Source organism: Pseudonocardia sp. ICBG1142 (genome assembly GCF_020496255.1).
Lineage (GTDB): Bacteria > Actinomycetota > Actinomycetes > Mycobacteriales > Pseudonocardiaceae > Pseudonocardia.
This window is the reverse complement of record NZ_JAHLJC010000012.1, coordinates 46,528-73,176: the sequence shown is the minus strand read 5'-3', so window position 1 is coordinate 73,176 and position 26,649 is coordinate 46,528. Positions and strand designations below refer to the sequence as shown.

Annotated in this window: 23 protein-coding genes and 1 pseudogene; 11 read left to right on the top strand and 13 right to left on the bottom strand. The window is 66.8% G+C overall.

All coding sequences use genetic code 11. The features are described from left to right. The 5 genes and pseudogenes from KPL59_RS12475 to KPL59_RS12455 form a co-directional block, all read right to left on the bottom strand. A pseudogene (locus KPL59_RS12475) lies at positions 1 to 452 on the bottom strand (transglycosylase family protein); the annotation flags it as partial. After that, positions 428 to 928: a hypothetical protein gene (locus KPL59_RS12470; protein WP_226360894.1), complete on the bottom strand. Its 501-nt coding sequence runs from the start codon at positions 926 to 928 to the stop codon at positions 428 to 430. The pseudogene KPL59_RS12475 and the gene KPL59_RS12470, both read right to left, overlap by 25 nt. Before the next feature lie 1,034 nt (positions 929 to 1,962). Continuing rightward, positions 1,963 to 3,075 (bottom strand): glycoside hydrolase family 16 protein, encoded by a 1,113-nt coding sequence (locus tag KPL59_RS12465; protein ID WP_226360861.1) that lies wholly within the window; start codon positions 3,073 to 3,075, stop codon positions 1,963 to 1,965. Beyond that, positions 3,072 to 4,373: a MinD/ParA family protein gene (locus KPL59_RS12460; protein ID WP_226360862.1), complete on the bottom strand. Its 1,302-nt coding sequence runs from the start codon at positions 4,371 to 4,373 to the stop codon at positions 3,072 to 3,074. Before KPL59_RS12460 ends, KPL59_RS12465 begins: the two co-directional genes overlap by 4 nt. Further along, the gene (locus KPL59_RS12455) at positions 4,373 to 4,870 is read right to left on the bottom strand and encodes a hypothetical protein (protein ID WP_226360863.1); all 498 of its coding nucleotides are present in this window, start codon (positions 4,868 to 4,870) and stop codon (positions 4,373 to 4,375) included. Before KPL59_RS12455 ends, KPL59_RS12460 begins: the two co-directional genes overlap by 1 nt. Before the next feature lie 1,820 nt (positions 4,871 to 6,690). On the opposite strand from KPL59_RS12455, the gene KPL59_RS12450 reads away from it, so the two are divergent. From KPL59_RS12450 to KPL59_RS12430, 5 genes are all read left to right on the top strand, one after another. Further along, positions 6,691 to 7,080, top strand: coding sequence for a hypothetical protein (locus KPL59_RS12450; protein ID WP_226353151.1), 390 nt, complete (start codon positions 6,691 to 6,693; stop codon positions 7,078 to 7,080). A gap of 201 nt (positions 7,081 to 7,281) precedes the next feature. Continuing rightward, positions 7,282 to 8,445, top strand: a complete 1,164-nt coding sequence (locus tag KPL59_RS12445) for a DUF6545 domain-containing protein (RefSeq protein WP_226360864.1) — start codon at positions 7,282 to 7,284, stop codon at positions 8,443 to 8,445. A 213-nt stretch (positions 8,446 to 8,658) separates the two neighbouring features. Continuing rightward, the gene (locus KPL59_RS12440; protein ID WP_308187873.1) at positions 8,659 to 9,081 is read left to right on the top strand and encodes a hypothetical protein; all 423 of its coding nucleotides are present in this window, start codon (positions 8,659 to 8,661) and stop codon (positions 9,079 to 9,081) included. 171 nt (positions 9,082 to 9,252) lie between these two features. After that, positions 9,253 to 11,193, top strand: a complete 1,941-nt coding sequence (locus tag KPL59_RS36875; RefSeq protein WP_226360866.1) for a TraM recognition domain-containing protein — start codon at positions 9,253 to 9,255, stop codon at positions 11,191 to 11,193. Then, positions 11,190 to 11,654: a J domain-containing protein gene (locus tag KPL59_RS12430; protein WP_226360867.1), complete on the top strand. Its 465-nt coding sequence runs from the start codon at positions 11,190 to 11,192 to the stop codon at positions 11,652 to 11,654. The genes KPL59_RS36875 and KPL59_RS12430 overlap by 4 nt, the downstream gene beginning before the upstream one ends. A 397-nt stretch (positions 11,655 to 12,051) precedes the next feature. Here KPL59_RS12430 and KPL59_RS12425 read toward each other — a convergent pair whose 3' ends face one another. The 3 genes from KPL59_RS12425 to KPL59_RS12415 all read right to left on the bottom strand — a co-directional run bounded on the left by KPL59_RS12425 (position 12,052) and on the right by KPL59_RS12415 (position 13,050). Next, positions 12,052 to 12,210, bottom strand: coding sequence for a hypothetical protein (locus KPL59_RS12425; RefSeq protein WP_226360868.1), 159 nt, complete (start codon positions 12,208 to 12,210; stop codon positions 12,052 to 12,054). Continuing rightward, positions 12,207 to 12,593, bottom strand: a complete 387-nt coding sequence (locus tag KPL59_RS12420; RefSeq protein WP_226360869.1) for a hypothetical protein — start codon at positions 12,591 to 12,593, stop codon at positions 12,207 to 12,209. The genes KPL59_RS12425 and KPL59_RS12420 overlap by 4 nt, the downstream gene beginning before the upstream one ends. A gap of 73 nt (positions 12,594 to 12,666) precedes the next feature. Then, positions 12,667 to 13,050 carry a hypothetical protein gene (locus KPL59_RS12415; RefSeq protein ID WP_226360784.1) on the bottom strand — a complete coding sequence of 128 codons (384 nt, stop codon included), beginning with the start codon at positions 13,048 to 13,050 and terminating at the stop codon, positions 12,667 to 12,669. A gap of 2,338 nt (positions 13,051 to 15,388) precedes the next feature. Between KPL59_RS12415 and KPL59_RS12410 the strand changes: the two genes are divergently transcribed. From KPL59_RS12410 to KPL59_RS12400, 3 genes are all read left to right on the top strand, one after another. Then, positions 15,389 to 15,772: a hypothetical protein gene (locus KPL59_RS12410; RefSeq protein WP_226360784.1), complete on the top strand. Its 384-nt coding sequence runs from the start codon at positions 15,389 to 15,391 to the stop codon at positions 15,770 to 15,772. Between the two features lie 73 nt (positions 15,773 to 15,845). Continuing rightward, positions 15,846 to 16,232 carry a hypothetical protein gene (locus KPL59_RS12405; RefSeq protein WP_226360869.1) on the top strand — a complete coding sequence of 129 codons (387 nt, stop codon included), beginning with the start codon at positions 15,846 to 15,848 and terminating at the stop codon, positions 16,230 to 16,232. Continuing rightward, positions 16,229 to 16,387, top strand: a complete 159-nt coding sequence (locus tag KPL59_RS12400) for a hypothetical protein (RefSeq protein ID WP_226360868.1) — start codon at positions 16,229 to 16,231, stop codon at positions 16,385 to 16,387. The genes KPL59_RS12405 and KPL59_RS12400 overlap by 4 nt, the downstream gene beginning before the upstream one ends. Before the next feature lie 397 nt (positions 16,388 to 16,784). Here the strand turns inward: KPL59_RS12400 and KPL59_RS12395 are convergent, their stop codons facing one another. The 5 genes from KPL59_RS12395 to KPL59_RS12375 form a co-directional block, all read right to left on the bottom strand. Further along, positions 16,785 to 17,249, bottom strand: a complete 465-nt coding sequence (locus KPL59_RS12395; RefSeq protein WP_226360867.1) for a J domain-containing protein — start codon at positions 17,247 to 17,249, stop codon at positions 16,785 to 16,787. Beyond that, on the bottom strand, positions 17,246 to 19,186 hold the full coding sequence (locus tag KPL59_RS36870) for a TraM recognition domain-containing protein (RefSeq protein ID WP_226360866.1): 1,941 nt from the start codon (positions 19,184 to 19,186) through the stop codon (positions 17,246 to 17,248). Before KPL59_RS36870 ends, KPL59_RS12395 begins: the two co-directional genes overlap by 4 nt. A gap of 171 nt (positions 19,187 to 19,357) precedes the next feature. Then, a complete protein-coding gene (locus tag KPL59_RS12385; protein WP_308187873.1) occupies positions 19,358 to 19,780 on the bottom strand; it encodes a hypothetical protein in 423 nt (140 codons plus the stop codon). A gap of 213 nt (positions 19,781 to 19,993) precedes the next feature. Then, on the bottom strand, positions 19,994 to 21,157 hold the full coding sequence (locus KPL59_RS12380; RefSeq protein ID WP_226360864.1) for a DUF6545 domain-containing protein: 1,164 nt from the start codon (positions 21,155 to 21,157) through the stop codon (positions 19,994 to 19,996). Positions 21,158 to 21,358: 201 nt separating this feature from the next. Next, a complete protein-coding gene (locus KPL59_RS12375) occupies positions 21,359 to 21,748 on the bottom strand; it encodes a hypothetical protein (RefSeq protein ID WP_226353151.1) in 390 nt (129 codons plus the stop codon). 1,820 nt (positions 21,749 to 23,568) lie between these two features. Between KPL59_RS12375 and KPL59_RS12370 the strand changes: the two genes are divergently transcribed. From KPL59_RS12370 to KPL59_RS12360, 3 genes are read left to right on the top strand one after another with little or no spacing between them, the layout of a single operon-like run. After that, entirely contained in the window at positions 23,569 to 24,066 is a 498-nt protein-coding gene (locus KPL59_RS12370; RefSeq protein WP_226360863.1) for a hypothetical protein, read from the top strand. Then, on the top strand, positions 24,066 to 25,367 hold the full coding sequence (locus KPL59_RS12365) for a MinD/ParA family protein (RefSeq protein WP_226360862.1): 1,302 nt from the start codon (positions 24,066 to 24,068) through the stop codon (positions 25,365 to 25,367). Before KPL59_RS12370 ends, KPL59_RS12365 begins: the two co-directional genes overlap by 1 nt. Beyond that, a complete protein-coding gene (locus tag KPL59_RS12360; RefSeq protein ID WP_226360861.1) occupies positions 25,364 to 26,476 on the top strand; it encodes a glycoside hydrolase family 16 protein in 1,113 nt (370 codons plus the stop codon). Before KPL59_RS12365 ends, KPL59_RS12360 begins: the two co-directional genes overlap by 4 nt. Positions 26,477 to 26,649: the final 173 nt, after the last annotated feature.

The window sequence follows — 26,649 nt, the reverse complement described above, 5'->3', positions numbered from 1 at the left end:
GTACCGGTTCGGGTCGTCCAGTCGCCACCGGACTCGCATTCGGCTAGCTTGTCCCAGGTCGAGTCCGTCGCCGGGGCTACCACACCTCCGTCCGTCGCCTTCGGCGGCGGCTCGCCCCGTCCCGCGGTACCCGGTGCAGTGCTCGGTGGGGTGCTCGGTGCAGTCCGGCGCGGCTGCTCACCGGCAGCGGCGCCGCGCTCGTCGACCGCTCCATCCGGTACCGCGGCCGCCGCTGGCTCGTTCCCAGCCTGCTCACCAGCCGGCTCGTTCTCGTCGGGATCGGTGCCGACGCCCGAACCGCTGTCCGTGCTGCCCTTCGTGCCGCCGCCGGTGCTGCTGGTGTTGTTGCTGGTGGTGGTGCGGTCGAGGGCGTCGAGGAGGTCCTGGGCGACCGGGTCGACCTCGGCCGCGGCGCGGGCCTGCGCGGTCAGCTTCTCGATGCCCGCCGACACCGCTCCCGAACTCGCCGACACCGCCGCGCCACCGGACACGCCGTCCCCGTCCCCGTCCCCGGCGCCGCCGTCGGCGTCGGTGGTGCTGGTGGTGGTGCCGTTTCTGCTGCTGTCTGGGTGCGGGTGATCGCCGCGCCGGGCCGGGGATCGACCGACACGGCTGACGTCTCTGCCGCCGGCTCCGAGTCCGGTGTCGAGTTCGGTGTCGGGGATGGGCCCGGCGCCCCGTCGTCGACCCGGCCGGTCTGCGCGCTGGACACCTCGTTCTCACCGTCTCGGCTGCCGCTGCCGCTGACGCTGCTGCTGCCGGTGTCGGTAGTAGTGCGGAGCTGGTCGAGGGCGTCGAGGTCGGCGGGTGCGGCGCCCAGCGCGGCGAGACGATCACGATCCAGAGCGTCGAGGACGGTGACGCCGACCTGTGTGGCGTCGCTGCTGCTGCCGTCGGCGCGGATCGCGGTGAGCAGGTCGGTGACCATGCTGATCGCCGCTCGCGCGGTCGCAGCGTCCTCGGCCGCCGGGGCCCCCCCTGGTTGGTCTGCACGTCGGTGACGACGCGGTTCGACGACGAGGACGCTGGGGGCGGTGCCGCGCTGCTCGGTGCGGGATCGGTCGTGACCTGGTTGTCGTCGTCCCGGCCGCTACCGGTGGTGAGCGCGCCCGTCTTCTCACCGCTGCCGCTGCCGCTGTCGGGGCGTGGGGCAGCGCTGGTCGTCGGTGCTGGTGCTGTCGTGGGCGGTGAGGCTGCCGGGACCGGCGGCGCCGCAGCCCGCGACCGCTCCACCGGTGCCGCGGGTGTGGCTGGTGCGGTGATCGCGGTCCGGGCCTGGTCGAGCGCGCTGAGAGCGGCATCGGCGGCGGCGGTGTCGTCGACGAGGTCCGCTGCGGGCGGCGGGGCCATCAGGTCGGCCGGTGTCGGGCCGAGCCCGGCCGCGGCGAGGCGCACACCGACCTCGCTGAGCTGCGGGTCGGCGCTGTTTAGGTGGTGGAGCTGGTCGGAGACGTCCACGGCGTGCTGGCGCCACCTGACCGACTCGGTGGCGGGCCGGAATCCGAGATCGGTGATCTGTCCGGCCAGAGCGTGGTCGGCCGGGTCGTCAGACAGTGTGAGGTCGGTGAGCAGCGCCCGCGCCTGGTCACGGGTCGCGGACGCGGCGGCGTGCTGACGTGCCGCCGTCGCTTGGTCGCAGGTGCCGGTCGCGGTCAGTCCGAGCACCGCCACCGACCGCCGTTCCGGATCGGTGACGACCGCGGCGGCGTAGCCGCCGCCGAGTAGCGCGGTCGCGGTCAGGACCGCGACCGCGGAGCGGCGCACCCCCACGGTCGGCACCTGAGCAGGCAGACGATCAGACAGCCGATCGGCCAGGCGGCGGCGGGGGACGTGCTCGGCCCACGACGGCCGCGCAGCACGAGACGACCGTCGCCGGGTCGGACGCGGTAGCGGGGACATGCGGGGGAAACCTCCAGGTCAGGGAGCCGGGGAGCACGAGCTGGTGCGGTAGGTCAGGTGCGGCTAGGACGACCTGCCGGTGTTGTTGTTGATCTCGTCGGTGATCGACGTCGACGAATCCGCATCCGTGGAGCCGGCGCTGCCGCCGGAGGTCGTGGACGGGCCCTCACCGGCGGCCAGGCCCCACTGCTTGACCCAGTCGACCTGCATCCGCCCCGGTTCGCCGTCGCCGCGCGGGAACCAGTCAAGCTGCAAACAGAGGTGCATCGGGCCGGGCGGCAAGATCGAAGTGTCGGTGGTCTTCCACCATTCGCGGCCGTCGACGAACGCGGTCACACCGCCGGGTGTCCACTCGACCGCGTAGTTGTGCCACTCGGTGGCGTCGATCTTGAGTTCGCCGTGGACCTGGGAGTTGTCCGCGCCGTAGTGCAGGAACAACTCGATCTTGTCCCGGGACGGATCCATGATCTCGGCGAAGTCGATCTCCCCGCCGACCGGGAAGTTCTCCTCGGTCGGCCACAACAGGGCGAGGGCGTTGTAGGAGGGGGACCCGGTCGGGGCGCGCATCCGCACTTCCCAGCGGCCGTATTTCTGGGAGTGCGCGGTCCAGGCCAGGCCGGCGGTCGTGCCGTCCCCGGTCCCGTCGATCGTCAGAATGCCGTCAGCGACGGTCGCCGCGGCCGGGGAGCGGGTGCCGTTCCCGGCATGCCCGGGGCCGTCGTAGGCGTTCCAGCCGGGCCCCAGCTGTGTGCCGGTGAAGTCGTCGACAACGTCCGGGGCGCCCCAGCCGAACACCTCACCTGCGGTGTCGCCCTGGCCGGGCACGGACGGCAGCGCAGAAGAACCGCCCGGGCCAGGCGCGTCCTGTCCGGTCTGTCCGGTCTGTGCTGGATGCTCGGTGGATCCGTTTTCATGATCATCCGGGTGGTTCCCGGCCTGGTAGCAGGTGGCGGGGATGAAGCCGGGCTGGTCGGCGCCGACGCTGGTCAACGCCGACCGCCACATCTGCGCCCGCTCGCTGGTGTCGCCGTCGAGTTCGGCCAGGACATGCACCGCGGTGATCCGCCAGCCGCACTCGACTCGTGCGGCCGCCGGGACAGGCGCGGCCGGAGCGAACGCGACCGCCAACGACGTCACCGCACCCACCACGGCGGTGACCAGCCCGGAGCCGATCACCGCATACCGGCCTGATGGCCGTCGCGGGCATCGCGGAAGCCGTGGGAGGCCAGACCGTGGGTGCGGCTCTGGAAACCGTCGGCGACCACAGCGGCGAGTTCGAGGACCGCATCCCGCGTCGCCGGGGCCAGGGCGTCGAGGTCGATGATGTCGCCCGTGGCGAGGTGCGGGTCGGCGGGCAGTTCCACCACTGCCCGCACCCTGGAAGCGAAGTAATCCCGGATGACGGTGTCATCGACATACCGGGACTGCCGATCACACGACAGGACGACGACGGCGTCGCGGACCAGGTCCCGATACGGAAACCGGCCCTGGTCGTCCTGGTGGGTGGCCAGCCACTGCAACGTCCGCGCCGCCCGCGACGCCCCGTCTTTCGTCGGCGCACCCACCACGACCAGGGAGTCGGCGTGGCGCAGCGTGCCTTGCATCGCCGAATGCACCAGGCCGGTCCCGCAGTCTGTGAGGAGCAGCTCGTGGTAGATCGAGAGCAGCCGCAGGACACGTTCGTAGTCGCGCTCGGAGAACATCTCCGACAGTTCCGGGGCCTGCTCCGAGGTGAGCACGCGTAAGCGGCCGGCGAGGTGGGTGTAACCCGACAGCTGCGTAGAAGTACGGACCTGGTCCAGGTCGCGTAGTAGGTCCCGCACCGTCCGCTTCCCGGCTTGGGCCTCGCCGACGAGGCGGTCCCCGAGCGTCCCGGCGTCCGGGTTGGCGTCGATGGCGATGACTCGGTCCCCGCGGTACTCGGCCATCGCCAGCCCGAGCACACCGGTACACGTCGTCTTCCCGACACCACCTTTGATGCTGCCGACCGCGACGGAGAACGGCCCGGACAGCGGTGTCGTGACCCGCCGCACCTGGTCTTTCAACCGCAGCTCGGCCTCGGACAGGCCCGGATTCCACCGCCCAGCAGTCATGGCATAGACGGCGGCCCGCCAGCCGTGTGTCGGCGCCGCGAGCTTCGGGCGCACCACATCAGCGAACGCGGCACCATCAGAGAAACCGGCGACCGGAACGTCCTGGCCGCCGAGCGCGGCGGCGGTGTCGGTGTTCCAGAACGCCGCCGCCGGCGCCGCCGGTTCCGGCGGCTCGACAGCAGATCGAACAGTCTGCGGGGCCGCGGCCGGTTCCGTGGACCCGCCCGGATCATCGGGACCAGATGCTCCGGCCGCCGGCGTCTCGGCCGCGGGCGGCGTACCGGGAACCGCCCACGCCGCAGCATCTCCGGTCAACCACGACGGCGTCCCGCCCGACTCCGCCGCCTCCGACGACGACGACACGTGATTACTCGACGACATCAACGACCACCGCCTGTTTCGTCAGCGGTGGGACCGGTGAGCAGACCGGGATCGACGACCAGACGGCCGTCCTCCGGAGCGCGTGTGACGGGCACCGTCATCCGCACCCAGCACGCCTCACCCGCGGCCCAGGCCGCGTCCGTCTCCGGCGGCGCGCAAGAGCGGCCGACCATCCCCGGCACCGCCGCCACCTCCCCGACCTCCGGACCATCGACAGGCACACCGCCGGTGGTGTCGACGCGGACATACGGCGTGGCGCGGACGACGACCTCGACGAACACCACCGTGTCCGAGCGGCGATACAACCGCCCCGGCAACGGGGAATCCGCACGCTGACGGCCCGCGCCGGACCAGCCCCACGTACACGCCGCCGCATCGGCCAGGACCTCGCGCAGGACCTCAGCGCGGCGCCACGGCACGTCCTCGTCGAACGACTGGAAATCGCAGGCGAAGCGGGCAGCGAACGCCGACGCCTCCACGTCCGACACCGGCTCCACCGAACGCACCGCACGGGCGAACGACGGCTCCGCCGGCACGCGGTCGAGAGGCCGCCGCCGCGGCGCCGCCGCTGGGAACGCTTCGTCGAACCTGACCTGCGGCGACGGTAACTCAACATGATCACCAGGATCGGGCGCAGCAGAGCAGTAGTGCCCGGCGGGCCCTCCACGCTGCGCTGCTGGACGGTCCGGTCGTGGGCGCCGCGAGGTAATGACGTGCACGGATGCGGTCCCAAGATCATCCCGAGGTTCTGCACTGTCGGACGCCGTGTCCCGGGAACCGAGTCCTGGCGCTACCAGCCACGGAGAGACGCACTCACTGCTGCGTCGCGACATCAGACCGGCCGATCGCAGCCGGAGACAGACGGGAAGCCGAGTGCCGCACCGTCCATGCTTGCACCGATCATCGCGCCTCCCTCGCATCTGAGCTCCCAAACTATAGACTGGGCGCCGCGGGTCCGCAATACTGCTAGATATATGGCAATGTACCTGGGGAAATCGCAAAGGCGACGGGCCAGCGTGGCCGCCTCGGTGGCGACGGGGACCGCATGCCCTGCTAGGGTCAGCAAACTATAGTTCGGATAGGTGGAGGCGGATGACGCGAAGAACGATCGCCGGGCGAAGTGACCTACCCCTGCCGCAGTGCGCCTACGTGGAGTACGCGTGACGACACGATCAGTTGATGGAACCTTACTCGAAAGACTCAGCTTTCTGTCATCAACCGTGCTGAAGCTGGATCACGAGTCGCGCGGCCTGCGGAGCGACTCGGCGTGGCCGAGACCTGATGCGCGCCGGGTGCTGAGACAGGTGGCTTCGGACGGGAGGGTCGCGCTGTCCGCGGAGGAAGTCGTCCAGGTCGCTGTGGGGATCGGAATCCCCACGGGGTCCCTGACGGCCGATCCAGGGTCCTGGCTCCCGGTCGAAAGCTGCTTCCGGCGACTCGTAGCGCTACGAGAGCAGGACGAAAAATGGCGAGTCCCCATCTTGGGGGCTGACGAAGAAAAGTTCCCCGCATCTTCTTCGGGACCGGAGACCTACGACATGGATATAATATTTTGGGCCACTCCTCGGTGTTGTAGAGGTCTATGGGCCCGCCGAGGGCAGGATCAGATCGCACCTCGCCGACGCAGAGGTCTCCGGAGAAACCCCGCCGACGTGACAGAGCCGTCAGTTGATGTGGAAGTTCTTGAGCGCTGCGCGAGCGTAATTTCCGATCTTAACGAATCCATCGGCCACTTTGACGGGTCGATCCGCGACTACCTGGAACGATTAGAAACCCACAGGGGGCGGCCCATAAAGATGCGAACCTTTTTATTTAGGGAACTCGGAGGAGGTGAGTGTGGAGTATACATCCCGAGGCGAACCTATGACGAGATAGGATTCCCACTGGACGCTCCGCATGCTACGCATATCATCCTGCATGAAGTCGGACACATGGTGCTCGACCATGCCGCGGCGCGGAGGCCGGAAGATTCCCCTCTATTTCGAAGCATGGCCAGCATTACTCCTGAGGCGCTGACAGTTTATCTCGGGAGGAGCGTCTACGAGGACTGCGCGGAACGTGAAGCGGAGGCGTTCGCTACCTGCTTGTCCGCTGCAGCCGCCTCGCCCGAGCCGAAATCGGAGACAGAAGGTGCAGTGAGTGACACTGTAGCTCTTCGCATGAGAACGACTTTCGGCGGGTGAGGAGTGCAGCCGAAGAGCTGTCGACTGGAGTAGCTTTACTGCATTGCAAGCTTGACGAAGGAGACCTGTTGGGCACATCAGAAGGCCAGGAATCCCAGCTGAACCACAATCCTAGCGATTCATTTGCTGACCGCTTGAACTATCTGTTCGACCATCTTTATCCCGCTGGGCGAGGACCTTATTCAAATTCTGAAGTCGCAGCCGGAGTGCGACAAGCCGGATATAAAGCGACCAGTCAGTACGTGCGGGTACTCCGCCGCGGGCAACGCAAAAACCCCACCCTGGACTTCATAGGCGGTTTAGCTGAATTCTTTAGAATTCCAGCTGGGTACTTCTTCGACGGACCCGAAGCGGAAGACATTAAAAAGCAGATAGAAATCCTCGTAGCGGCACGAAGCGCGGACGTGAAGGAGATTTTCTTTCGGAGCACACAGATCGGGGAGCAGGATCGGGAGGTTGTCCTGCGCATCTTGCGAAGCTTCTCGGGAAACACAGATTGCGACTCGCAGGAAGGGGGTGGGTAGCGGCACTCAGGCGCTCCGCATCGAGCATTACAACCCATATATCCAACGCAGAAAGAGTTTAGCGGCGAGATGTCTCCTGCCGAAGTTGCCAACACTACGGTGTACTATCTGTTTCCCGTGGTCTGTTTCTGTGTCGCTACTATACGATGGCGACTTCACCGACGGAAGGTGGGTAGAACTACACCGCCAGAAGTACGGGCAATGTTGTTGTACATGGCGAGCTTGGGGCTCGCAGTGGCCGTCATGGCCCCACCCAGCAGGGACATTATAGATATTGTTTACCCCAACATTTCCCAGCTTCTGGGAAATGTTCTGGTTCTTGCGGCAGGGTTGAGCGTTACCGCTGTAGTGGCGTTTAGTCAGTTGGACTTGCTTTCAGCGCGGCGGCTCATTCTGCGCCGTGCCGCGGTCCTGTCGGTTGCTTCCGCTGGAATGGCAGCATGTTTCGCGGCAACGCATATCAGTGAGGCCGTTTTCCTGGTCCCCCGGCTACATCCATCGGTGATCGCTTATTACACGATATACAGTGTTGGGTTCGGGTGGGCGATAATCGGTCTTACTGTTCTTTTGTCCAAGCAGCTCCGCTTGGAGCCGGAAGCATGGCGTCGCGTCAGTCTGCATCTTCATCGCACCGTATGCGCTGTAGTACTGCTCTATCTGGCCGGGCGTTTGTGGAGCGTCGGCGCCTACTCTGTTGGGCTCCTCCCGAGGTGGGGGACAATCCACAAGGACTCGCTGGAACTCGTCATCAGCACGGTACTTCCGCTAGTCGCACTAGTCCTCGGCACTCTCGGTTGGCTCTCGCGGTTTTGGGCGCCCCAATTCGTCAAACTTATCGTCCGCAAACAAATTGACTATCGGCATCAGCGCCTCTACCGCCGACTCAGGCCACTCTGGGAGCTCATCGCCCAAGGTAACCTGAAGGACCTATACTTCGCCGAGCGTCACCAATCGTCTGTCAGCCCCACAACACGTTTGTGCGGGCGAGTCTTTGAAATCTGCGACATTGAACTCCGCGCTTCCCGTCATGTGACCGAAGCTGAGAAGGACGTCGCGGTGACCCGTGAAATCGTCGCCGGGCGCGGCCACCTAGGCGTGTCCGCTCTCAGCGACGCCTACGTGTTCGCGAGGGGAGTGGCCGCCGAGCAAGAACCAGGCAAGGAGAAGGAGAAGGAGAAGGAGAAGGAGAAGGAGAAGGAGACTCCCGAGGTTGATGCCATTCCGGAGATGGACATCGAAGCTCAGGCGCGACGGCTGTTGCGAGCCTATCATGCTCTTCGTGCGGCACCTGATTTATATCGAATGCTCACTTCACCTCTGTCGGGCTCGGACTTGAGCCCGACAGAAAATCAGACAACCAGCTAGGGTAGCGTTTCACGGACTATGGCATCTCCTGATCGAGTGTCCGGCCACACTCAAACGGTCATCAACCGGACAGCCCGCGTGCTGACTGAGATTTTAGCCCCATCCGTGGTAGTCGCACTGCTGCCACTGGCCCTCGCTTGGGTTGTTACGCGTGCGCTGCTCCCGACACTAGGATGGGGACTACTCATCGCTCTCACGAGTAGCATTCTGCCGATGGCGGTAATCGTCTGGGGGGCCCGCACCGGCCGGTGGGACGGCCACCATGTCCGTAACCGACGAGGGCGGCTGGTCCCCCTGCTCGCCACTATCGGGTTCAGCACCATCGGCCTGGGACTGCTCATCGTTCTCCGCGCGCCATGGCCGCTCATCGCCCTCGATCTCACACTGCTCGCCACACTGTTCGTCACCAGCGCGATCACTCTTGCATGGAAAGTCTCGATCCACGCCGCTGTCTGCATGAGCGCGGTGGCGATCATGGCCACTGCAAGCGGCCCGGAATGGTGGGCGGCAGCGCTGTTAGTAGGTGCAGTTGCCTGGTCGCGCGTGCATCTTCATGACCACACCACAGCACAGGTAATCGTCGGTGCACTGACAGGGCTACTTGCCGGTGGAATGTTTACACTGTTAATCCTATAGAAACTTCAAGAAGAGAGGGTGACGTGCGATGTGCGGTCGCCTTGGATAGGAAGAGCTGAAATATGTCATCTGATTACAGACAGGGCAACCGTGATTAACACCGGAGCAGGCGGCCTGCGGGCCCCGGACCTTCCGGATATCCCGTTGTTCGGTGGTGTCACGGTCGGTCAGGTGTTCGTGGCGGTCGCGGCGGTCGTGGTGCCCGCGACCGTGGTCGGGCATGTGCTGGTGTTGTGGGCGTGGGCCCGCGGCTGGGAACCGCGCCGGCTGCGCAACCTCGCCCTGGTCGTCGTGGCCGCTGCGGCGCTGGCCGGGCCGATCGTCGGCATGCTGCCCTGGTGGGGCCTGGAGCTGACGGCCTCGGCGGTGCGTCAGGCATGGGACGGGCACTACCTGCCCGCTGGGATCGACTCCGCCGCGGCGACCGCCCCTCTGGTGGCGATCACGTCCTGGGTGTGGTGGCACCTCTACACCAAGCGGATGCGGTCCGGTGTCGCCCAGGCCGCCGGGGAACGCCACGTCCGCCGCCAGCTACACATCCGCGCCGGTGCGGCGGCCCGCCGCGCCCGCCGCGAGCGCACCCCACTGGCCAGCCACGGCCGTGACGGCACACCGTCGGTCGTCCTCGGCCCACGTTATGACACCGTCCGCGCCCAGCCGGACCTACTCACCGACACCCTGCGTCGACGCGCCGCGCCGTGGTTACAGGTCCCGATGCCCGCGATCGCCCTTCACGCCGTCTGCCTGGCCGAGACCGGCGCCGGGAAGACCACGATGCTGGTGCGCTGCTCGGCGTGCTGGATGGACATCGCCTGGGCCGCCTACAACCAGCAGCAGAGCACCGCCGGGGCGGGCGGATCACGGCCGTTGGTGATCTTCCTGGCGGCGAAAGGCGGACCCGACGCCGCCGACGATGCCCGGGACTGGGCCGACGCCATGGAAGACCTAGGCCTGCACCCGGACCGTGTCGGGGTGTTCCCGTTCGAGACCCGGCTGAACATGTGGCGCATGCCCGCCACCCAGCTGCGCGCCGCCCTGCACAAACTCGCGAAAACCGATCACCGCTTCTACGACGTCCTCCAACGCGGCCTGCTCCACCTGATCATCGACGCACCCACCGAGAAACCGCCCGCGTCGTCGGCGGAGTTCCTGCAACGCCTCGACCCGGCCTGGCTCACGGCGGCGTGGGCGGGACATCCGGTCGAGGAACGCGCCATCGCCGCCCTGACCAAGACCACCGGCGGCGGAGCGGGCGCCTCATCGCTCGACAGCGACCTGTTGCTGTTCGCGGATTTGTTCCGCAGCATCGGCGGCGACTTCGACGCCGGGCAGCCCTTGTCGGACTTCGACGCCCTCTACGTCTCCGTGCCCGGCGCCACCGACCAGGTCGTCGCGGCCACGAAGACCGCCGTCCTCATCGAACTCCTGACCTACGAACTCGGTGTCGCTCACGACGGGCAACGCCGGCAGGTGCTGTTCGTCATCGACGAGTTCTCCGCGGTCTCCGGTGACACCGCGGGCGATGTCATCAACCTCGTCGAACGCCTCCGTTCCCTGGGCGGGTCGGTCATCGTCTCCGCCCAGTCCTATGAAGGCCTCGCCGACACCGAGGACCAACGCCGCCGTCTGCTGGGCGCGATGGGCGGCGGTGCCCTGCTCGGCCGCACCAGCAACGCCGAAGCGTTGGCCGAGCGGTTCGGGACGCGGCTGGTCGACGAAGTCGGCTACCAACTCGACGGTGGCCGTATGACCGGTGTCGGGACCGTGCGCCGCCAGCACACCTACCTACTCGACCCGAACCGACTCCGCCAACTCCCCCGCCACCACCTCGCCTACGCCACCCCCGACCAGGTCATCTACGGCGTCGTCGCCCCACTCACCCGCTCGGCCGCGATCGCCGGTTCACCGCACCGCGACGCCCCGACTTCCGGGCCGGCGCTGACGCGTCGGCAGTTGACCGCCGGCCAGGCCGCCGCAGTGAACAGGCGGCTCCGCCGCCCCGGCACCACGACCGGTAACGGCGCCCGGGCCACCGGCGGCGGAGATGGCCAGGCCCCGGACTGGACCGGGGACGACTGGACACACGACACCAGCAACGAGGACCCACGATGAGCCCGAGCCCGAGTGTCCATCCTGAACAGGCGCGGGCCGCCGCCGCGGCGCTGCTCGGTGTCCCCGCCGGCGCCTCACCTGAGCTGCTGCGGACCGCGTGGCGGGCCGCGGCCCGCCATCACCACCCCGACCGGGGCGGCGACCCGGAACGGTTCATCGCCCTGACCAGCGCCTACGAACTACTCACCACACCACCAGCGCCACCGCGAGCAACTCCACACACGACGACACCGGCGGGGCCGGCGGGGCCGCGCGCGTCGGCGCCGGCCATCGGTGGGCTTCTGTTCCTACGGACTTTCGGGCTGCTCGCTGCCGTCGGTGTCCTCACCGCTGGTGTCGCCCTGGTCGCCGCGCCGGTCGTGGCCGCGATGGTCGCGTTGCTGGGCGCGGTAGCGGCTGCCCACCATGTCTACCTGGCCGCCGCCCACGCTGAATCCCGCTCGCCGGTAAGCGGTCCCTGACTGTGGGGCGGGCGCCGTCCAGACCGCGTTTACTCCGACCGCGAAACAGGAACTCCGGCGCCCGCCACCAGCGACGATAGCCTCAACCGGTCGTCGTGTGTGTCCGACGAGGTCACCGGATGCCCGACGACGGACCGACACCACGCCCGTCTCGACGGCTGCTCTTCCTCGATACAAGGCCGCCCGAGCGGTGCTCAGGTTCAGTCAAGGGGCGGCGTAGCCGATCGCGTAGCGACGCCGCTCGCGGCGCCCTTGGCGGGTTCTGGGCACCGTTCGACACTGGGGCCGCTTCGAGGGAGGGCACACCGCAGCTTCGCCTCGATGACCGGCACCGAGAGCACTCCGCGCACCGGAAGCGCGCGCCCGGCGCCGGTCGTGATCCGCTCCCAGCCCGGCGCTACCTGTCCACGCCGAGGCCGAGGTCGAGCGCGGTCTGCGACCGCCACGCCGCGAACGCTTGATGAAGGTCGGCGGGGATGCTGAGCCGGACGGTCGTGGGCCGCCCGAAACCGGCGCCGATCTGACGTACCTGGCCTGGTAGCTGCTGCGGGTTCATCCGGTCTGTTCGCGGTCGGGGCAGGTCTGGTCGTTACAAGCCTGCCAGCCGAGGAACTCCCCCGGGGCCAGCCACGCCGGGGCCGCGGTGGCGGCATAGAGGTTCTCAACCTGGGCGATGCTCATGTCCAGGTCGTAGCAGACCGTCGGGTCGGCGGCGAGCCGGACGAACGCGGTCTTCGCGATCCGGGCGGCGAAACCGATCGCGGTCTGCGGGGACCGGGCGATCACGATCGTCGCCAGGCCGACACCGAGACCGGGGACGAGGTCGGCTTTCGTCCCGACCAGCTTCCCGCCGTGCTCGCCCTGCTGGCGGCGCATCGCGGTCCGTAACGGCGCCGCGATCGCTGTCCCGACCTGCGGCGACACCTCAAGAAGTTGCATCACGCAATGAAAATTCTTCGCCACCAGCGCGCCCCCACAGGTCCAGGTCCAGGATAGTCCGATTCATGCCGCGTTAGTCGATCTTGCGGGTACTGGTCTGGAGACCGTCGGCGCCGACGATCCTGCTGGCGAGGTGTTCGATCTCGGCGGTGGTGAACCGGTCGGGTAGCGCGATCGGGAGCAGCCGGAAACCGTCGCGGATGGTGTTGAGCGCGGTCGCGAGCCCGGCGACGTGGTTCCGGGCGACGACGTCGATCTCCACGCTGAGCAGGTCACGGTCGTGTCCGTGACGAGCCGGGTTCAGGATGACCGCGGCGACCGCGCGGGACAACACACCGCGCCACAACAGCCCCGTGAAGTGCTCACCCAGGACCTCCGCCGCCCCGGGAAGGTCCTTCCCGGGCAGATCGAAATCCTGACGGCAGACGACCAACACCGCGTTCACGCCCACGCCCACCGGCCTCATCGTCCTCACCGCGCCGACCGCCGCGGCCCCGGCTCCCAACACGGAACCTCGGTGATGTCCCGGATCGCCCACTTCAGCTGCGGCGCCAACGCCTCCGGGTTCCGAGCCCGCGCCCGCCGCGCCCGGTCCCGCTCCACAAACTCCCCCGCAACATCCTGAACCTGCCCCAACACATTCGGCGCACACCAATACATCACACCGACACACTCCAACTCCCGAGCACGGTCCACCACCGCCGACAACAAACCCGCCACCATATCCGCCTCCCCATTCTTCGGCGGCGACTCCAAATAACGCGACCGCGTCTTCCGCGACAACTCCACCTCCACCAAAGCACGCCGCCCATCCGGGAAAACCTCAACCCCATCCGGCATATGCGGCACCGGCACACCACGCGGACGCCACCCCGTTAAATGCTGCAACGTCCGCTCCGACACCCAACGCCCCACATCCAAACCCACCCGATGAAACCGCACCGCCGCCACCGCACGCACATGCCCCGACACCGTCTGCCGCGGACGCCACCCCGGAACATCCCACCCCAACAACTCCCGAACCAACGTCCGCGACGGCCACACCCACATCGCCCCCGCATCCACCTTCCCCGTACACACCCACCCCGCACGCTTCCAACGACCCACCACCGCATGCGCCGCCTGCGCCGACACCCCCAACACACTCGACAACAAATCCAGAGGCAACCCATACTGATGCGCAGCAATCTCCAACAAACCCGTATCCCGCGCCGTCAACACCACCGAACCCGCATCCCGACGCCGCGCACGCACCCGCTCACCGACTTCACCCAACACCACAACCACCCTTTCCTGCTACCCATCCAAAATATTCCGCCAACAACATCGCACACCACCGAGGCGTCAGCGAGGCGAACAACCCCACCCACCGCAAAAGATCACCACCCAACCCGACCACCCCGATAAACCGAGGGTTTGACTGCGCCGATGCGCAGCGAGGCGAACAACCCACCTACGAGCAGATACGCCCAACCCAACCCAACCACCACCTCCCCCACAGTCTGTTGACTTTGCCTTTGACCTTGCTTTTTTAAAGGCATTGAACTTCGTACTAGAACACTGGGGTCACTCCGTGACCCGGTCGGGCTGGGGGGCCGGGGCCCGACACCACCCCCAGCCTGCTTCGCTGACGGCCGGCGGTGGTGTCGGGCCCCGGCCCCCCAGCCCGACCGGGTCACGGAGTGACCCCAGTGTTCTAGTACGAAGTTCAATGCCTTTAAAAAAGCAAGGTCAAAGGCAAAGTCAACAGACTGTGGGGGAGGTGGTGGTTGGGTTGGGTTGGGCGTATCTGCTCGTAGGTGGGTTGTTCGCCTCGCTGCGCATCGGCGCAGTCAAACCCTCGGTTTATCGGGGTGGTCGGGTTGGGTGGTGATCTTTTGCGGTGGGTGGGGTTGTTCGCCTCGCTGACGCCTCGGTGGTGTGCGATGTTGTTGGCGGAATATTTTGGATGGGTAGCAGGAAAGGGTGGTTGTGGTGTTGGGTGAAGTCGGTGAGCGGGTGCGTGCGCGGCGTCGGGATGCGGGTTCGGTGGTGTTGACGGCGCGGGATACGGGTTTGTTGGAGATTGCTGCGCATCAGTATGGGTTGCCTCTGGATTTGTTGTCGAGTGTGTTGGGGGTGTCGGCGCAGGCGGCGCATGCGGTGGTGGGTCGTTGGAAGCGTGCGGGGTGGGTGTGTACGGGGAAGGTGGATGCGGGGGCGATGTGGGTGTGGCCGTCGCGGACGTTGGTTCGGGAGTTGTTGGGGTGGGATGTTCCGGGGTGGCGTCCGCGGCAGACGGTGTCGGGGCATGTGCGTGCGGTGGCGGCGGTGCGGTTTCATCGGGTGGGTTTGGATGTGGGGCGTTGGGTGTCGGAGCGGACGTTGCAGCATTTAACGGGGTGGCGTCCGCGTGGTGTGCCGGTGCCGCATATGCCGGATGGGGTTGAGGTTTTCCCGGATGGGCGGCGTGCTTTGGTGGAGGTGGAGTTGTCGCGGAAGACGCGGTCGCGTTATTTGGAGTCGCCGCCGAAGAATGGGGAGGCGGATATGGTGGCGGGTTTGTTGTCGGCGGTGGTGGACCGTGCTCGGGAGTTGGAGTGTGTCGGTGTGATGTATTGGTGTGCGCCGAATGTGTTGGGGCAGGTTCAGGATGTTGCGGGGGAGTTTGTGGAGCGGGACCGGGCGCGGCGGGCGCGGGCTCGGAACCCGGAGGCGTTGGCGCCGCAGCTGAAGTGGGCGATCCGGGACATCACCGAGGTTCCGTGTTGGGAGCCGGGGCCGCGGCGGTCGGCGCGGTGAGGACGATGAGGCCGGTGGGCGTGGGCGTGAACGCGGTGTTGGTCGTCTGCCGTCAGGATTTCGATCTGCCCGGGAAGGACCTTCCCGGGGCGGCGGAGGTCCTGGGTGAGCACTTCACGGGGCTGTTGTGGCGCGGTGTGTTGTCCCGCGCGGTCGCCGCGGTCATCCTGAACCCGGCTCGTCACGGACACGACCGTGACCTGCTCAGCGTGGAGATCGACGTCGTCGCCCGGAACCACGTCGCCGGGCTCGCGACCGCGCTCAACACCATCCGCGACGGTTTCCGGCTGCTCCCGATCGCGCTACCCGACCGGTTCACCACCGCCGAGATCGAACACCTCGCCAGCAGGATCGTCGGCGCCGACGGTCTCCAGACCAGTACCCGCAAGATCGACTAACGCGGCATGAATCGGACTATCCTGGACCTGGACCTGTGGGGGCGCGCTGGTGGCGAAGAATTTTCATTGCGTGATGCAACTTCTTGAGGTGTCGCCGCAGGTCGGGACAGCGATCGCGGCGCCGTTACGGACCGCGATGCGCCGCCAGCAGGGCGAGCACGGCGGGAAGCTGGTCGGGACGAAAGCCGACCTCGTCCCCGGTCTCGGTGTCGGCCTGGCGACGATCGTGATCGCCCGGTCCCCGCAGACCGCGATCGGTTTCGCCGCCCGGATCGCGAAGACCGCGTTCGTCCGGCTCGCCGCCGACCCGACGGTCTGCTACGACCTGGACATGAGCATCGCCCAGGTTGAGAACCTCTATGCCGCCACCGCGGCCCCGGCGTGGCTGGCCCCGGGGGAGTTCCTCGGCTGGCAGGCTTGTAACGACCAGACCTGCCCCGACCGCGAACAGACCGGATGAACCCGCAGCAGCTACCAGGCCAGGTACGTCAGATCGGCGCCGGTTTCGGGCGGCCCACGACCGTCCGGCTCAGCATCCCCGCCGACCTTCATCAAGCGTTCGCGGCGTGGCGGTCGCAGACCGCGCTCGACCTCGGCCTCGGCGTGGACAGGTAGCGCCGGGCTGGGAGCGGATCACGACCGGCGCCGGGCGCGCGCTTCCGGTGCGCGGAGTGCTCTCGGTGCCGGTCATCGAGGCGAAGCTGCGGTGTGCCCTCCCTCGAAGCGGCCCCAGTGTCGAACGGTGCCCAGAACCCGCCAAGGGCGCCGCGAGCGGCGTCGCTACGCGATCGGCTACGCCGCCCCTTGACTGAACCTGAGCACCGCTCGGGCGGCCTTGTATCGAGGAAGAGCAGCCGTCGAGACGGGCGTGGTGTCGGTCCGTCGTCGGGCATCCGGTGACCTCGTCGGACACACACGACGACCGGTTGAGGCTATCGTCGCTGGTGGCGGGCGCCGGAGTTCCTGTTTCGCGGTCGGAGTAAACGCGGTCTGGACGGCGCCCGCCCCACAGTCAGGGACCGCTTACCGGCGAGCGGGATTCAGCGTGGGCGGCGGCCAGGTAGACATGGTGGGCAGCCGCTACCGCGCCCAGCAACGCGACCATCGCGGCCACGACCGGCGCGGCGACCAGGGCGACACCAGCGGTGAGGACACCGACGGCAGCGAGCAGCCCGAAAGTCCGTAGGAACAGAAGCCCACCGATGGCCGGCGCCGACGCGCGCGGCCCCGCCGGCCCCGCCGGTGTCGTCGTGTGTGGAGTTGCTCGCGGTGGCGCTGGTGGTGTGGTGAGTAGTTCGTAGGCGCTGGTCAGGGCGATGAACCGTTCCGGGTCGCCGCCCCGGTCGGGGTGGTGATGGCGGGCCGCGGCCCGCCACGCGGTCCGCAGCAGCTCAGGTGAGGCGCCGGCGGGGACACCGAGCAGCGCCGCGGCGGCGGCCCGCGCCTGTTCAGGATGGACACTCGGGCTCGGGCTCATCGTGGGTCCTCGTTGCTGGTGTCGTGTGTCCAGTCGTCCCCGGTCCAGTCCGGGGCCTGGCCATCTCCGCCGCCGGTGGCCCGGGCGCCGTTACCGGTCGTGGTGCCGGGGCGGCGGAGCCGCCTGTTCACTGCGGCGGCCTGGCCGGCGGTCAACTGCCGACGCGTCAGCGCCGGCCCGGAAGTCGGGGCGTCGCGGTGCGGTGAACCGGCGATCGCGGCCGAGCGGGTGAGTGGGGCGACGACGCCGTAGATGACCTGGTCGGGGGTGGCGTAGGCGAGGTGGTGGCGGGGGAGTTGGCGGAGTCGGTTCGGGTCGAGTAGGTAGGTGTGCTGGCGGCGCACGGTCCCGACACCGGTCATACGGCCACCGTCGAGTTGGTAGCCGACTTCGTCGACCAGCCGCGTCCCGAACCGCTCGGCCAACGCTTCGGCGTTGCTGGTGCGGCCGAGCAGGGCACCGCCGCCCATCGCGCCCAGCAGACGGCGGCGTTGGTCCTCGGTGTCGGCGAGGCCTTCATAGGACTGGGCGGAGACGATGACCGACCCGCCCAGGGAACGGAGGCGTTCGACGAGGTTGATGACATCGCCCGCGGTGTCACCGGAGACCGCGGAGAACTCGTCGATGACGAACAGCACCTGCCGGCGTTGCCCGTCGTGAGCGACACCGAGTTCGTAGGTCAGGAGTTCGATGAGGACGGCGGTCTTCGTGGCCGCGACGACCTGGTCGGTGGCGCCGGGCACGGAGACGTAGAGGGCGTCGAAGTCCGACAAGGGCTGCCCGGCGTCGAAGTCGCCGCCGATGCTGCGGAACAAATCCGCGAACAGCAACAGGTCGCTGTCGAGCGATGAGGCGCCCGCTCCGCCGCCGGTGGTCTTGGTCAGGGCGGCGATGGCGCGTTCCTCGACCGGATGTCCCGCCCACGCCGCCGTGAGCCAGGCCGGGTCGAGGCGTTGCAGGAACTCCGCCGACGACGCGGGCGGTTTCTCGGTGGGTGCGTCGATGATCAGGTGGAGCAGGCCGCGTTGGAGGACGTCGTAGAAGCGGTGATCGGTTTTCGCGAGTTTGTGCAGGGCGGCGCGCAGCTGGGTGGCGGGCATGCGCCACATGTTCAGCCGGGTCTCGAACGGGAACACCCCGACACGGTCCGGGTGCAGGCCTAGGTCTTCCATGGCGTCGGCCCAGTCCCGGGCATCGTCGGCGGCGTCGGGTCCGCCTTTCGCCGCCAGGAAGATCACCAACGGCCGTGATCCGCCCGCCCCGGCGGTGCTCTGCTGCTGGTTGTAGGCGGCCCAGGCGATGTCCATCCAGCACGCCGAGCAGCGCACCAGCATCGTGGTCTTCCCGGCGCCGGTCTCGGCCAGGCAGACGGCGTGAAGGGCGATCGCGGGCATCGGGACCTGTAACCACGGCGCGGCGCGTCGACGCAGGGTGTCGGTGAGTAGGTCCGGCTGGGCGCGGACGGTGTCATAACGTGGGCCGAGGACGACCGACGGTGTGCCGTCACGGCCGTGGCTGGCCAGTGGGGTGCGCTCGCGGCGGGCGCGGCGGGCCGCCGCACCGGCGCGGATGTGTAGCTGGCGGCGGACGTGGCGTTCCCCGGCGGCCTGGGCGACACCGGACCGCATCCGCTTGGTGTAGAGGTGCCACCACACCCAGGACGTGATCGCCACCAGAGGGGCGGTCGCCGCGGCGGAGTCGATCCCAGCGGGCAGGTAGTGCCCGTCCCATGCCTGACGCACCGCCGAGGCCGTCAGCTCCAGGCCCCACCAGGGCAGCATGCCGACGATCGGCCCGGCCAGCGCCGCAGCGGCCACGACGACCAGGGCGAGGTTGCGCAGCCGGCGCGGTTCCCAGCCGCGGGCCCACGCCCACAACACCAGCACATGCCCGACCACGGTCGCGGGCACCACGACCGCCGCGACCGCCACGAACACCTGACCGACCGTGACACCACCGAACAACGGGATATCCGGAAGGTCCGGGGCCCGCAGGCCGCCTGCTCCGGTGTTAATCACGGTTGCCCTGTCTGTAATCAGATGACATATTTCAGCTCTTCCTATCCAAGGCGACCGCACATCGCACGTCACCCTCTCTTCTTGAAGTTTCTATAGGATTAACAGTGTAAACATTCCACCGGCAAGTAGCCCTGTCAGTGCACCGACGATTACCTGTGCTGTGGTGTGGTCATGAAGATGCACGCGCGACCAGGCAACTGCACCTACTAACAGCGCTGCCGCCCACCATTCCGGGCCGCTTGCAGTGGCCATGATCGCCACCGCGCTCATGCAGACAGCGGCGTGGATCGAGACTTTCCATGCAAGAGTGATCGCGCTGGTGACGAACAGTGTGGCGAGCAGTGTGAGATCGAGGGCGATGAGCGGCCATGGCGCGCGGAGAACGATGAGCAGTCCCAGGCCGATGGTGCTGAACCCGATAGTGGCGAGCAGGGGGACCAGCCGCCCTCGTCGGTTACGGACATGGTGGCCGTCCCACCGGCCGGTGCGGGCCCCCCAGACGATTACCGCCATCGGCAGAATGCTACTCGTGAGAGCGATGAGTAGTCCCCATCCTAGTGTCGGGAGCAGCGCACGCGTAACAACCCAAGCGAGGGCCAGTGGCAGCAGTGCGACTACCACGGATGGGGCTAAAATCTCAGTCAGCACGCGGGCTGTCCGGTTGATGACCGTTTGAGTGTGGCCGGACACTCGATCAGGAGATGCCATAGTCCGTGAAACGCTACCCTAGCTGGTTGTCTGATTTTCTGTCGGGCTCAAGTCCGAGCCCGACAGAGGTGAAGTGAGCATTCGATATAAATCAGGTGCCGCACGAAGAGCATGATAGGCTCGCAACAGCCGTCGCGCCTGAGCTTCGATGTCCATCTCCGGAATGGCATCAACCTCGGGAGTCTCCTTCTCCTTCTCCTTCTCCTTCTCCTTCTCCTTCTCCTTGCCTGGTTCTTGCTCGGCGGCCACTCCCCTCGCGAACACGTAGGCGTCGCTGAGAGCGGACACGCCTAGGTGGCCGCGCCCGGCGACGATTTCACGGGTCACCGCGACGTCCTTCTCAGCTTCGGTCACATGACGGGAAGCGCGGAGTTCAATGTCGCAGATTTCAAAGACTCGCCCGCACAAACGTGTTGTGGGGCTGACAGACGATTGGTGACGCTCGGCGAAGTATAGGTCCTTCAGGTTACCTTGGGCGATGAGCTCCCAGAGTGGCCTGAGTCGGCGGTAGAGGCGCTGATGCCGATAGTCAATTTGTTTGCGGACGATAAGTTTGACGAATTGGGGCGCCCAAAACCGCGAGAGCCAACCGAGAGTGCCGAGGACTAGTGCGACTAGCGGAAGTACCGTGCTGATGACGAGTTCCAGCGAGTCCTTGTGGATTGTCCCCCACCTCGGGAGGAGCCCAACAGAGTAGGCGCCGACGCTCCACAAACGCCCGGCCAGATAGAGCAGTACTACAGCGCATACGGTGCGATGAAGATGCAGACTGACGCGACGCCATGCTTCCGGCTCCAAGCGGAGCTGCTTGGACAAAAGAACAGTAAGACCGATTATCGCCCACCCGAACCCAACACTGTATATCGTGTAATAAGCGATCACCGATGGATGTAGCCGGGGGACCAGGAAAACGGCCTCACTGATATGCGTTGCCGCGAAACATGCTGCCATTCCAGCGGAAGCAACCGACAGGACCGCGGCACGGCGCAGAATGAGCCGCCGCGCTGAAAGCAAGTCCAACTGACTAAACGCCACTACAGCGGTAACGCTCAACCCTGCCGCAAGAACCAGAACATTTCCCAGAAGCTGGGAAATGTTGGGGTAAACAATATCTATAATGTCCCTGCTGGGTGGGGCCATGACGGCCACTGCGAGCCCCAAGCTCGCCATGTACAACAACATTGCCCGTACTTCTGGCGGTGTAGTTCTACCCACCTTCCGTCGGTGAAGTCGCCATCGTATAGTAGCGACACAGAAACAGACCACGGGAAACAGATAGTACACCGTAGTGTTGGCAACTTCGGCAGGAGACATCTCGCCGCTAAACTCTTTCTGCGTTGGATATATGGGTTGTAATGCTCGATGCGGAGCGCCTGAGTGCCGCTACCCACCCCCTTCCTGCGAGTCGCAATCTGTGTTTCCCGAGAAGCTTCGCAAGATGCGCAGGACAACCTCCCGATCCTGCTCCCCGATCTGTGTGCTCCGAAAGAAAATCTCCTTCACGTCCGCGCTTCGTGCCGCTACGAGGATTTCTATCTGCTTTTTAATGTCTTCCGCTTCGGGTCCGTCGAAGAAGTACCCAGCTGGAATTCTAAAGAATTCAGCTAAACCGCCTATGAAGTCCAGGGTGGGGTTTTTGCGTTGCCCGCGGCGGAGTACCCGCACGTACTGACTGGTCGCTTTATATCCGGCTTGTCGCACTCCGGCTGCGACTTCAGAATTTGAATAAGGTCCTCGCCCAGCGGGATAAAGATGGTCGAACAGATAGTTCAAGCGGTCAGCAAATGAATCGCTAGGATTGTGGTTCAGCTGGGATTCCTGGCCTTCTGATGTGCCCAACAGGTCTCCTTCGTCAAGCTTGCAATGCAGTAAAGCTACTCCAGTCGACAGCTCTTCGGCTGCACTCCTCACCCGCCGAAAGTCGTTCTCATGCGAAGAGCTACAGTGTCACTCACTGCACCTTCTGTCTCCGATTTCGGCTCGGGCGAGGCGGCTGCAGCGGACAAGCAGGTAGCGAACGCCTCCGCTTCACGTTCCGCGCAGTCCTCGTAGACGCTCCTCCCGAGATAAACTGTCAGCGCCTCAGGAGTAATGCTGGCCATGCTTCGAAATAGAGGGGAATCTTCCGGCCTCCGCGCCGCGGCATGGTCGAGCACCATGTGTCCGACTTCATGCAGGATGATATGCGTAGCATGCGGAGCGTCCAGTGGGAATCCTATCTCGTCATAGGTTCGCCTCGGGATGTATACTCCACACTCACCTCCTCCGAGTTCCCTAAATAAAAAGGTTCGCATCTTTATGGGCCGCCCCCTGTGGGTTTCTAATCGTTCCAGGTAGTCGCGGATCGACCCGTCAAAGTGGCCGATGGATTCGTTAAGATCGGAAATTACGCTCGCGCAGCGCTCAAGAACTTCCACATCAACTGACGGCTCTGTCACGTCGGCGGGGTTTCTCCGGAGACCTCTGCGTCGGCGAGGTGCGATCTGATCCTGCCCTCGGCGGGCCCATAGACCTCTACAACACCGAGGAGTGGCCCAAAATATTATATCCATGTCGTAGGTCTCCGGTCCCGAAGAAGATGCGGGGAACTTTTCTTCGTCAGCCCCCAAGATGGGGACTCGCCATTTTTCGTCCTGCTCTCGTAGCGCTACGAGTCGCCGGAAGCAGCTTTCGACCGGGAGCCAGGACCCTGGATCGGCCGTCAGGGACCCCGTGGGGATTCCGATCCCCACAGCGACCTGGACGACTTCCTCCGCGGACAGCGCGACCCTCCCGTCCGAAGCCACCTGTCTCAGCACCCGGCGCGCATCAGGTCTCGGCCACGCCGAGTCGCTCCGCAGGCCGCGCGACTCGTGATCCAGCTTCAGCACGGTTGATGACAGAAAGCTGAGTCTTTCGAGTAAGGTTCCATCAACTGATCGTGTCGTCACGCGTACTCCACGTAGGCGCACTGCGGCAGGGGTAGGTCACTTCGCCCGGCGATCGTTCTTCGCGTCATCCGCCTCCACCTATCCGAACTATAGTTTGCTGACCCTAGCAGGGCATGCGGTCCCCGTCGCCACCGAGGCGGCCACGCTGGCCCGTCGCCTTTGCGATTTCCCCAGGTACATTGCCATATATCTAGCAGTATTGCGGACCCGCGGCGCCCAGTCTATAGTTTGGGAGCTCAGATGCGAGGGAGGCGCGATGATCGGTGCAAGCATGGACGGTGCGGCACTCGGCTTCCCGTCTGTCTCCGGCTGCGATCGGCCGGTCTGATGTCGCGACGCAGCAGTGAGTGCGTCTCTCCGTGGCTGGTAGCGCCAGGACTCGGTTCCCGGGACACGGCGTCCGACAGTGCAGAACCTCGGGATGATCTTGGGACCGCATCCGTGCACGTCATTACCTCGCGGCGCCCACGACCGGACCGTCCAGCAGCGCAGCGTGGAGGGCCCGCCGGGCACTACTGCTCTGCTGCGCCCGATCCTGGTGATCATGTTGAGTTACCGTCGCCGCAGGTCAGGTTCGACGAAGCGTTCCCAGCGGCGGCGCCGCGGCGGCGGCCTCTCGACCGCGTGCCGGCGGAGCCGTCGTTCGCCCGTGCGGTGCGTTCGGTGGAGCCGGTGTCGGACGTGGAGGCGTCGGCGTTCGCTGCCCGCTTCGCCTGCGATTTCCAGTCGTTCGACGAGGACGTGCCGTGGCGCCGCGCTGAGGTCCTGCGCGAGGTCCTGGCCGATGCGGCGGCGTGTACGTGGGGCTGGTCCGGCGCGGGCCGTCAGCGTGCGGATTCCCCGTTGCCGGGGCGGTTGTATCGCCGCTCGGACACGGTGGTGTTCGTCGAGGTCGTCGTCCGCGCCACGCCGTATGTCCGCGTCGACACCACCGGCGGTGTGCCTGTCGATGGTCCGGAGGTCGGGGAGGTGGCGGCGGTGCCGGGGATGGTCGGCCGCTCTTGCGCGCCGCCGGAGACGGACGCGGCCTGGGCCGCGGGTGAGGCGTGCTGGGTGCGGATGACGGTGCCCGTCACACGCGCTCCGGAGGACGGCCGTCTGGTCGTCGATCCCGGTCTGCTCACCGGTCCCACCGCTGACGAAACAGGCGGTGGTCGTTGATGTCGTCGAGTAATCACGTGTCGTCGTCGTCGGAGGCGGCGGAGTCGGGCGGGACGCCGTCGTGGTTGACCGGAGATGCTGCGGCGTGGGCGGTTCCCGGTACGCCGCCCGCGGCCGAGACGCCGGCGGCCGGAGCATCTGGTCCCGATGATCCGGGCGGGTCCACGGAACCGGCCGCGGCCCCGCAGACTGTTCGATCTGCTGTCGAGCCGCCGGAACCGGCGGCGCCGGCGGCGGCGTTCTGGAACACCGACACCGCCGCCGCGCTCGGCGGCCAGGACGTTCCGGTCGCCGGTTTCTCTGATGGTGCCGCGTTCGCTGATGTGGTGCGCCCGAAGCTCGCGGCGCCGACACACGGCTGGCGGGCCGCCGTCTATGCCATGACTGCTGGGCGGTGGAATCCGGGCCTGTCCGAGGCCGAGCTGCGGTTGAAAGACCAGGTGCGGCGGGTCACGACACCGCTGTCCGGGCCGTTCTCCGTCGCGGTCGGCAGCATCAAAGGTGGTGTCGGGAAGACGACGTGTACCGGTGTGCTCGGGCTGGCGATGGCCGAGTACCGCGGGGACCGAGTCATCGCCATCGACGCCAACCCGGACGCCGGGACGCTCGGGGACCGCCTCGTCGGCGAGGCCCAAGCCGGGAAGCGGACGGTGCGGGACCTACTACGCGACCTGGACCAGGTCCGTACTTCTACGCAGCTGTCGGGTTACACCCACCTCGCCGGCCGCTTACGCGTGCTCACCTCGGAGCAGGCCCCGGAACTGTCGGAGATGTTCTCCGAGCGCGACTACGAACGTGTCCTGCGGCTGCTCTCGATCTACCACGAGCTGCTCCTCACAGACTGCGGGACCGGCCTGGTGCATTCGGCGATGCAAGGCACGCTGCGCCACGCCGACTCCCTGGTCGTGGTGGGTGCGCCGACGAAAGACGGGGCGTCGCGGGCGGCGCGGACGTTGCAGTGGCTGGCCACCCACCAGGACGACCAGGGCCGGTTTCCGTATCGGGACCTGGTCCGCGACGCCGTCGTCGTCCTGTCGTGTGATCGGCAGTCCCGGTATGTCGATGACACCGTCATCCGGGATTACTTCGCTTCCAGGGTGCGGGCAGTGGTGGAACTGCCCGCCGACCCGCACCTCGCCACGGGCGACATCATCGACCTCGACGCCCTGGCCCCGGCGACGCGGGATGCGGTCCTCGAACTCGCCGCTGTGGTCGCCGACGGTTTCCAGAGCCGCACCCACGGTCTGGCCTCCCACGGCTTCCGCGATGCCCGCGACGGCCATCAGGCCGGTATGCGGTGATCGGCTCCGGGCTGGTCACCGCCGTGGTGGGTGCGGTGACGTCGTTGGCGGTCGCGTTCGCTCCGGCCGCGCCTGTCCCGGCGGCCGCACGAGTCGAGTGCGGCTGGCGGATCACCGCGGTGCATGTCCTGGCCGAACTCGACGGCGACACCAGCGAGCGGGCGCAGATGTGGCGGTCGGCGTTGACCAGCGTCGGCGCCGACCAGCCCGGCTTCATCCCCGCCACCTGCTACCAGGCCGGGAACCACCCGGATGATCATGAAAACGGATCCACCGAGCATCCAGCACAGACCGGACAGACCGGACAGGACGCGCCTGGCCCGGGCGGTTCTTCTGCGCTGCCGTCCGTGCCCGGCCAGGGCGACACCGCAGGTGAGGTGTTCGGCTGGGGCGCCCCGGACGTTGTCGACGACTTCACCGGCACACAGCTGGGGCCCGGCTGGAACGCCTACGACGGCCCCGGGCATGCCGGGAACGGCACCCGCTCCCCGGCCGCGGCGACCGTCGCTGACGGCATTCTGACGATCGACGGGACCGGGGACGGCACGACCGCCGGCCTGGCCTGGACCGCGCACTCCCAGAAATACGGCCGCTGGGAAGTGCGGATGCGCGCCCCGACCGGGTCCCCCTCCTACAACGCCCTCGCCCTGTTGTGGCCGACCGAGGAGAACTTCCCGGTCGGCGGGGAGATCGACTTCGCCGAGATCATGGATCCGTCCCGGGACAAGATCGAGTTGTTCCTGCACTACGGCGCGGACAACTCCCAGGTCCACGGCGAACTCAAGATCGACGCCACCGAGTGGCACAACTACGCGGTCGAGTGGACACCCGGCGGTGTGACCGCGTTCGTCGACGGCCGCGAATGGTGGAAGACCACCGACACTTCGATCTTGCCGCCCGGCCCGATGCACCTCTGTTTGCAGCTTGACTGGTTCCCGCGCGGCGACGGCGAACCGGGGCGGATGCAGGTCGACTGGGTCAAGCAGTGGGGCCTGGCCGCCGGTGAGGGCCCGTCCACGACCTCCGGCGGCAGCGCCGGCTCCACGGATGCGGATTCGTCGACGTCGATCACCGACGAGATCAACAACAACACCGGCAGGTCGTCCTAGCCGCACCTGACCTACCGCACCAGCTCGTGCTCCCCGGCTCCCTGACCTGGAGGTTTCCCCCGCATGTCCCCGCTACCGCGTCCGACCCGGCGACGGTCGTCTCGTGCTGCGCGGCCGTCGTGGGCCGAGCACGTCCCCCGCCGCCGCCTGGCCGATCGGCTGTCTGATCGTCT

Bases quoted from the DNA above. Each gene is read 5' to 3' on its own strand.
- KPL59_RS12470 (WP_226360894.1), bottom strand. From the start codon at position 928: ATGGTCACCGACCTGCTCACCGCGATCCGCGCCGACGGCAGCAGCAGC.
- KPL59_RS12460 (WP_226360862.1), bottom strand. From the start codon at position 4,373: ATGTCGTCGAGTAATCACGTGTCGTCGTCGTCGGAGGCGGCGGAGTCG.
- KPL59_RS12445 (WP_226360864.1), top strand. From the start codon at position 7,282: ATGTTGTTGTACATGGCGAGCTTGGGGCTCGCAGTGGCCGTCATGGCC.
- KPL59_RS12440 (WP_308187873.1), top strand. From the start codon at position 8,659: ATGGCGGTAATCGTCTGGGGGGCCCGCACCGGCCGGTGGGACGGCCAC.
- KPL59_RS12430 (WP_226360867.1), top strand. From the start codon at position 11,190: ATGAGCCCGAGCCCGAGTGTCCATCCTGAACAGGCGCGGGCCGCCGCC.
- KPL59_RS12425 (WP_226360868.1), bottom strand. From the start codon at position 12,210: ATGAACCCGCAGCAGCTACCAGGCCAGGTACGTCAGATCGGCGCCGGT.
- KPL59_RS12420 (WP_226360869.1), bottom strand. From the start codon at position 12,593: ATGCAACTTCTTGAGGTGTCGCCGCAGGTCGGGACAGCGATCGCGGCG.
- KPL59_RS12405 (WP_226360869.1), top strand. From the start codon at position 15,846: ATGCAACTTCTTGAGGTGTCGCCGCAGGTCGGGACAGCGATCGCGGCG.
- KPL59_RS12400 (WP_226360868.1), top strand. From the start codon at position 16,229: ATGAACCCGCAGCAGCTACCAGGCCAGGTACGTCAGATCGGCGCCGGT.
- KPL59_RS12395 (WP_226360867.1), bottom strand. From the start codon at position 17,249: ATGAGCCCGAGCCCGAGTGTCCATCCTGAACAGGCGCGGGCCGCCGCC.
- KPL59_RS12385 (WP_308187873.1), bottom strand. From the start codon at position 19,780: ATGGCGGTAATCGTCTGGGGGGCCCGCACCGGCCGGTGGGACGGCCAC.
- KPL59_RS12380 (WP_226360864.1), bottom strand. From the start codon at position 21,157: ATGTTGTTGTACATGGCGAGCTTGGGGCTCGCAGTGGCCGTCATGGCC.
- KPL59_RS12365 (WP_226360862.1), top strand. From the start codon at position 24,066: ATGTCGTCGAGTAATCACGTGTCGTCGTCGTCGGAGGCGGCGGAGTCG.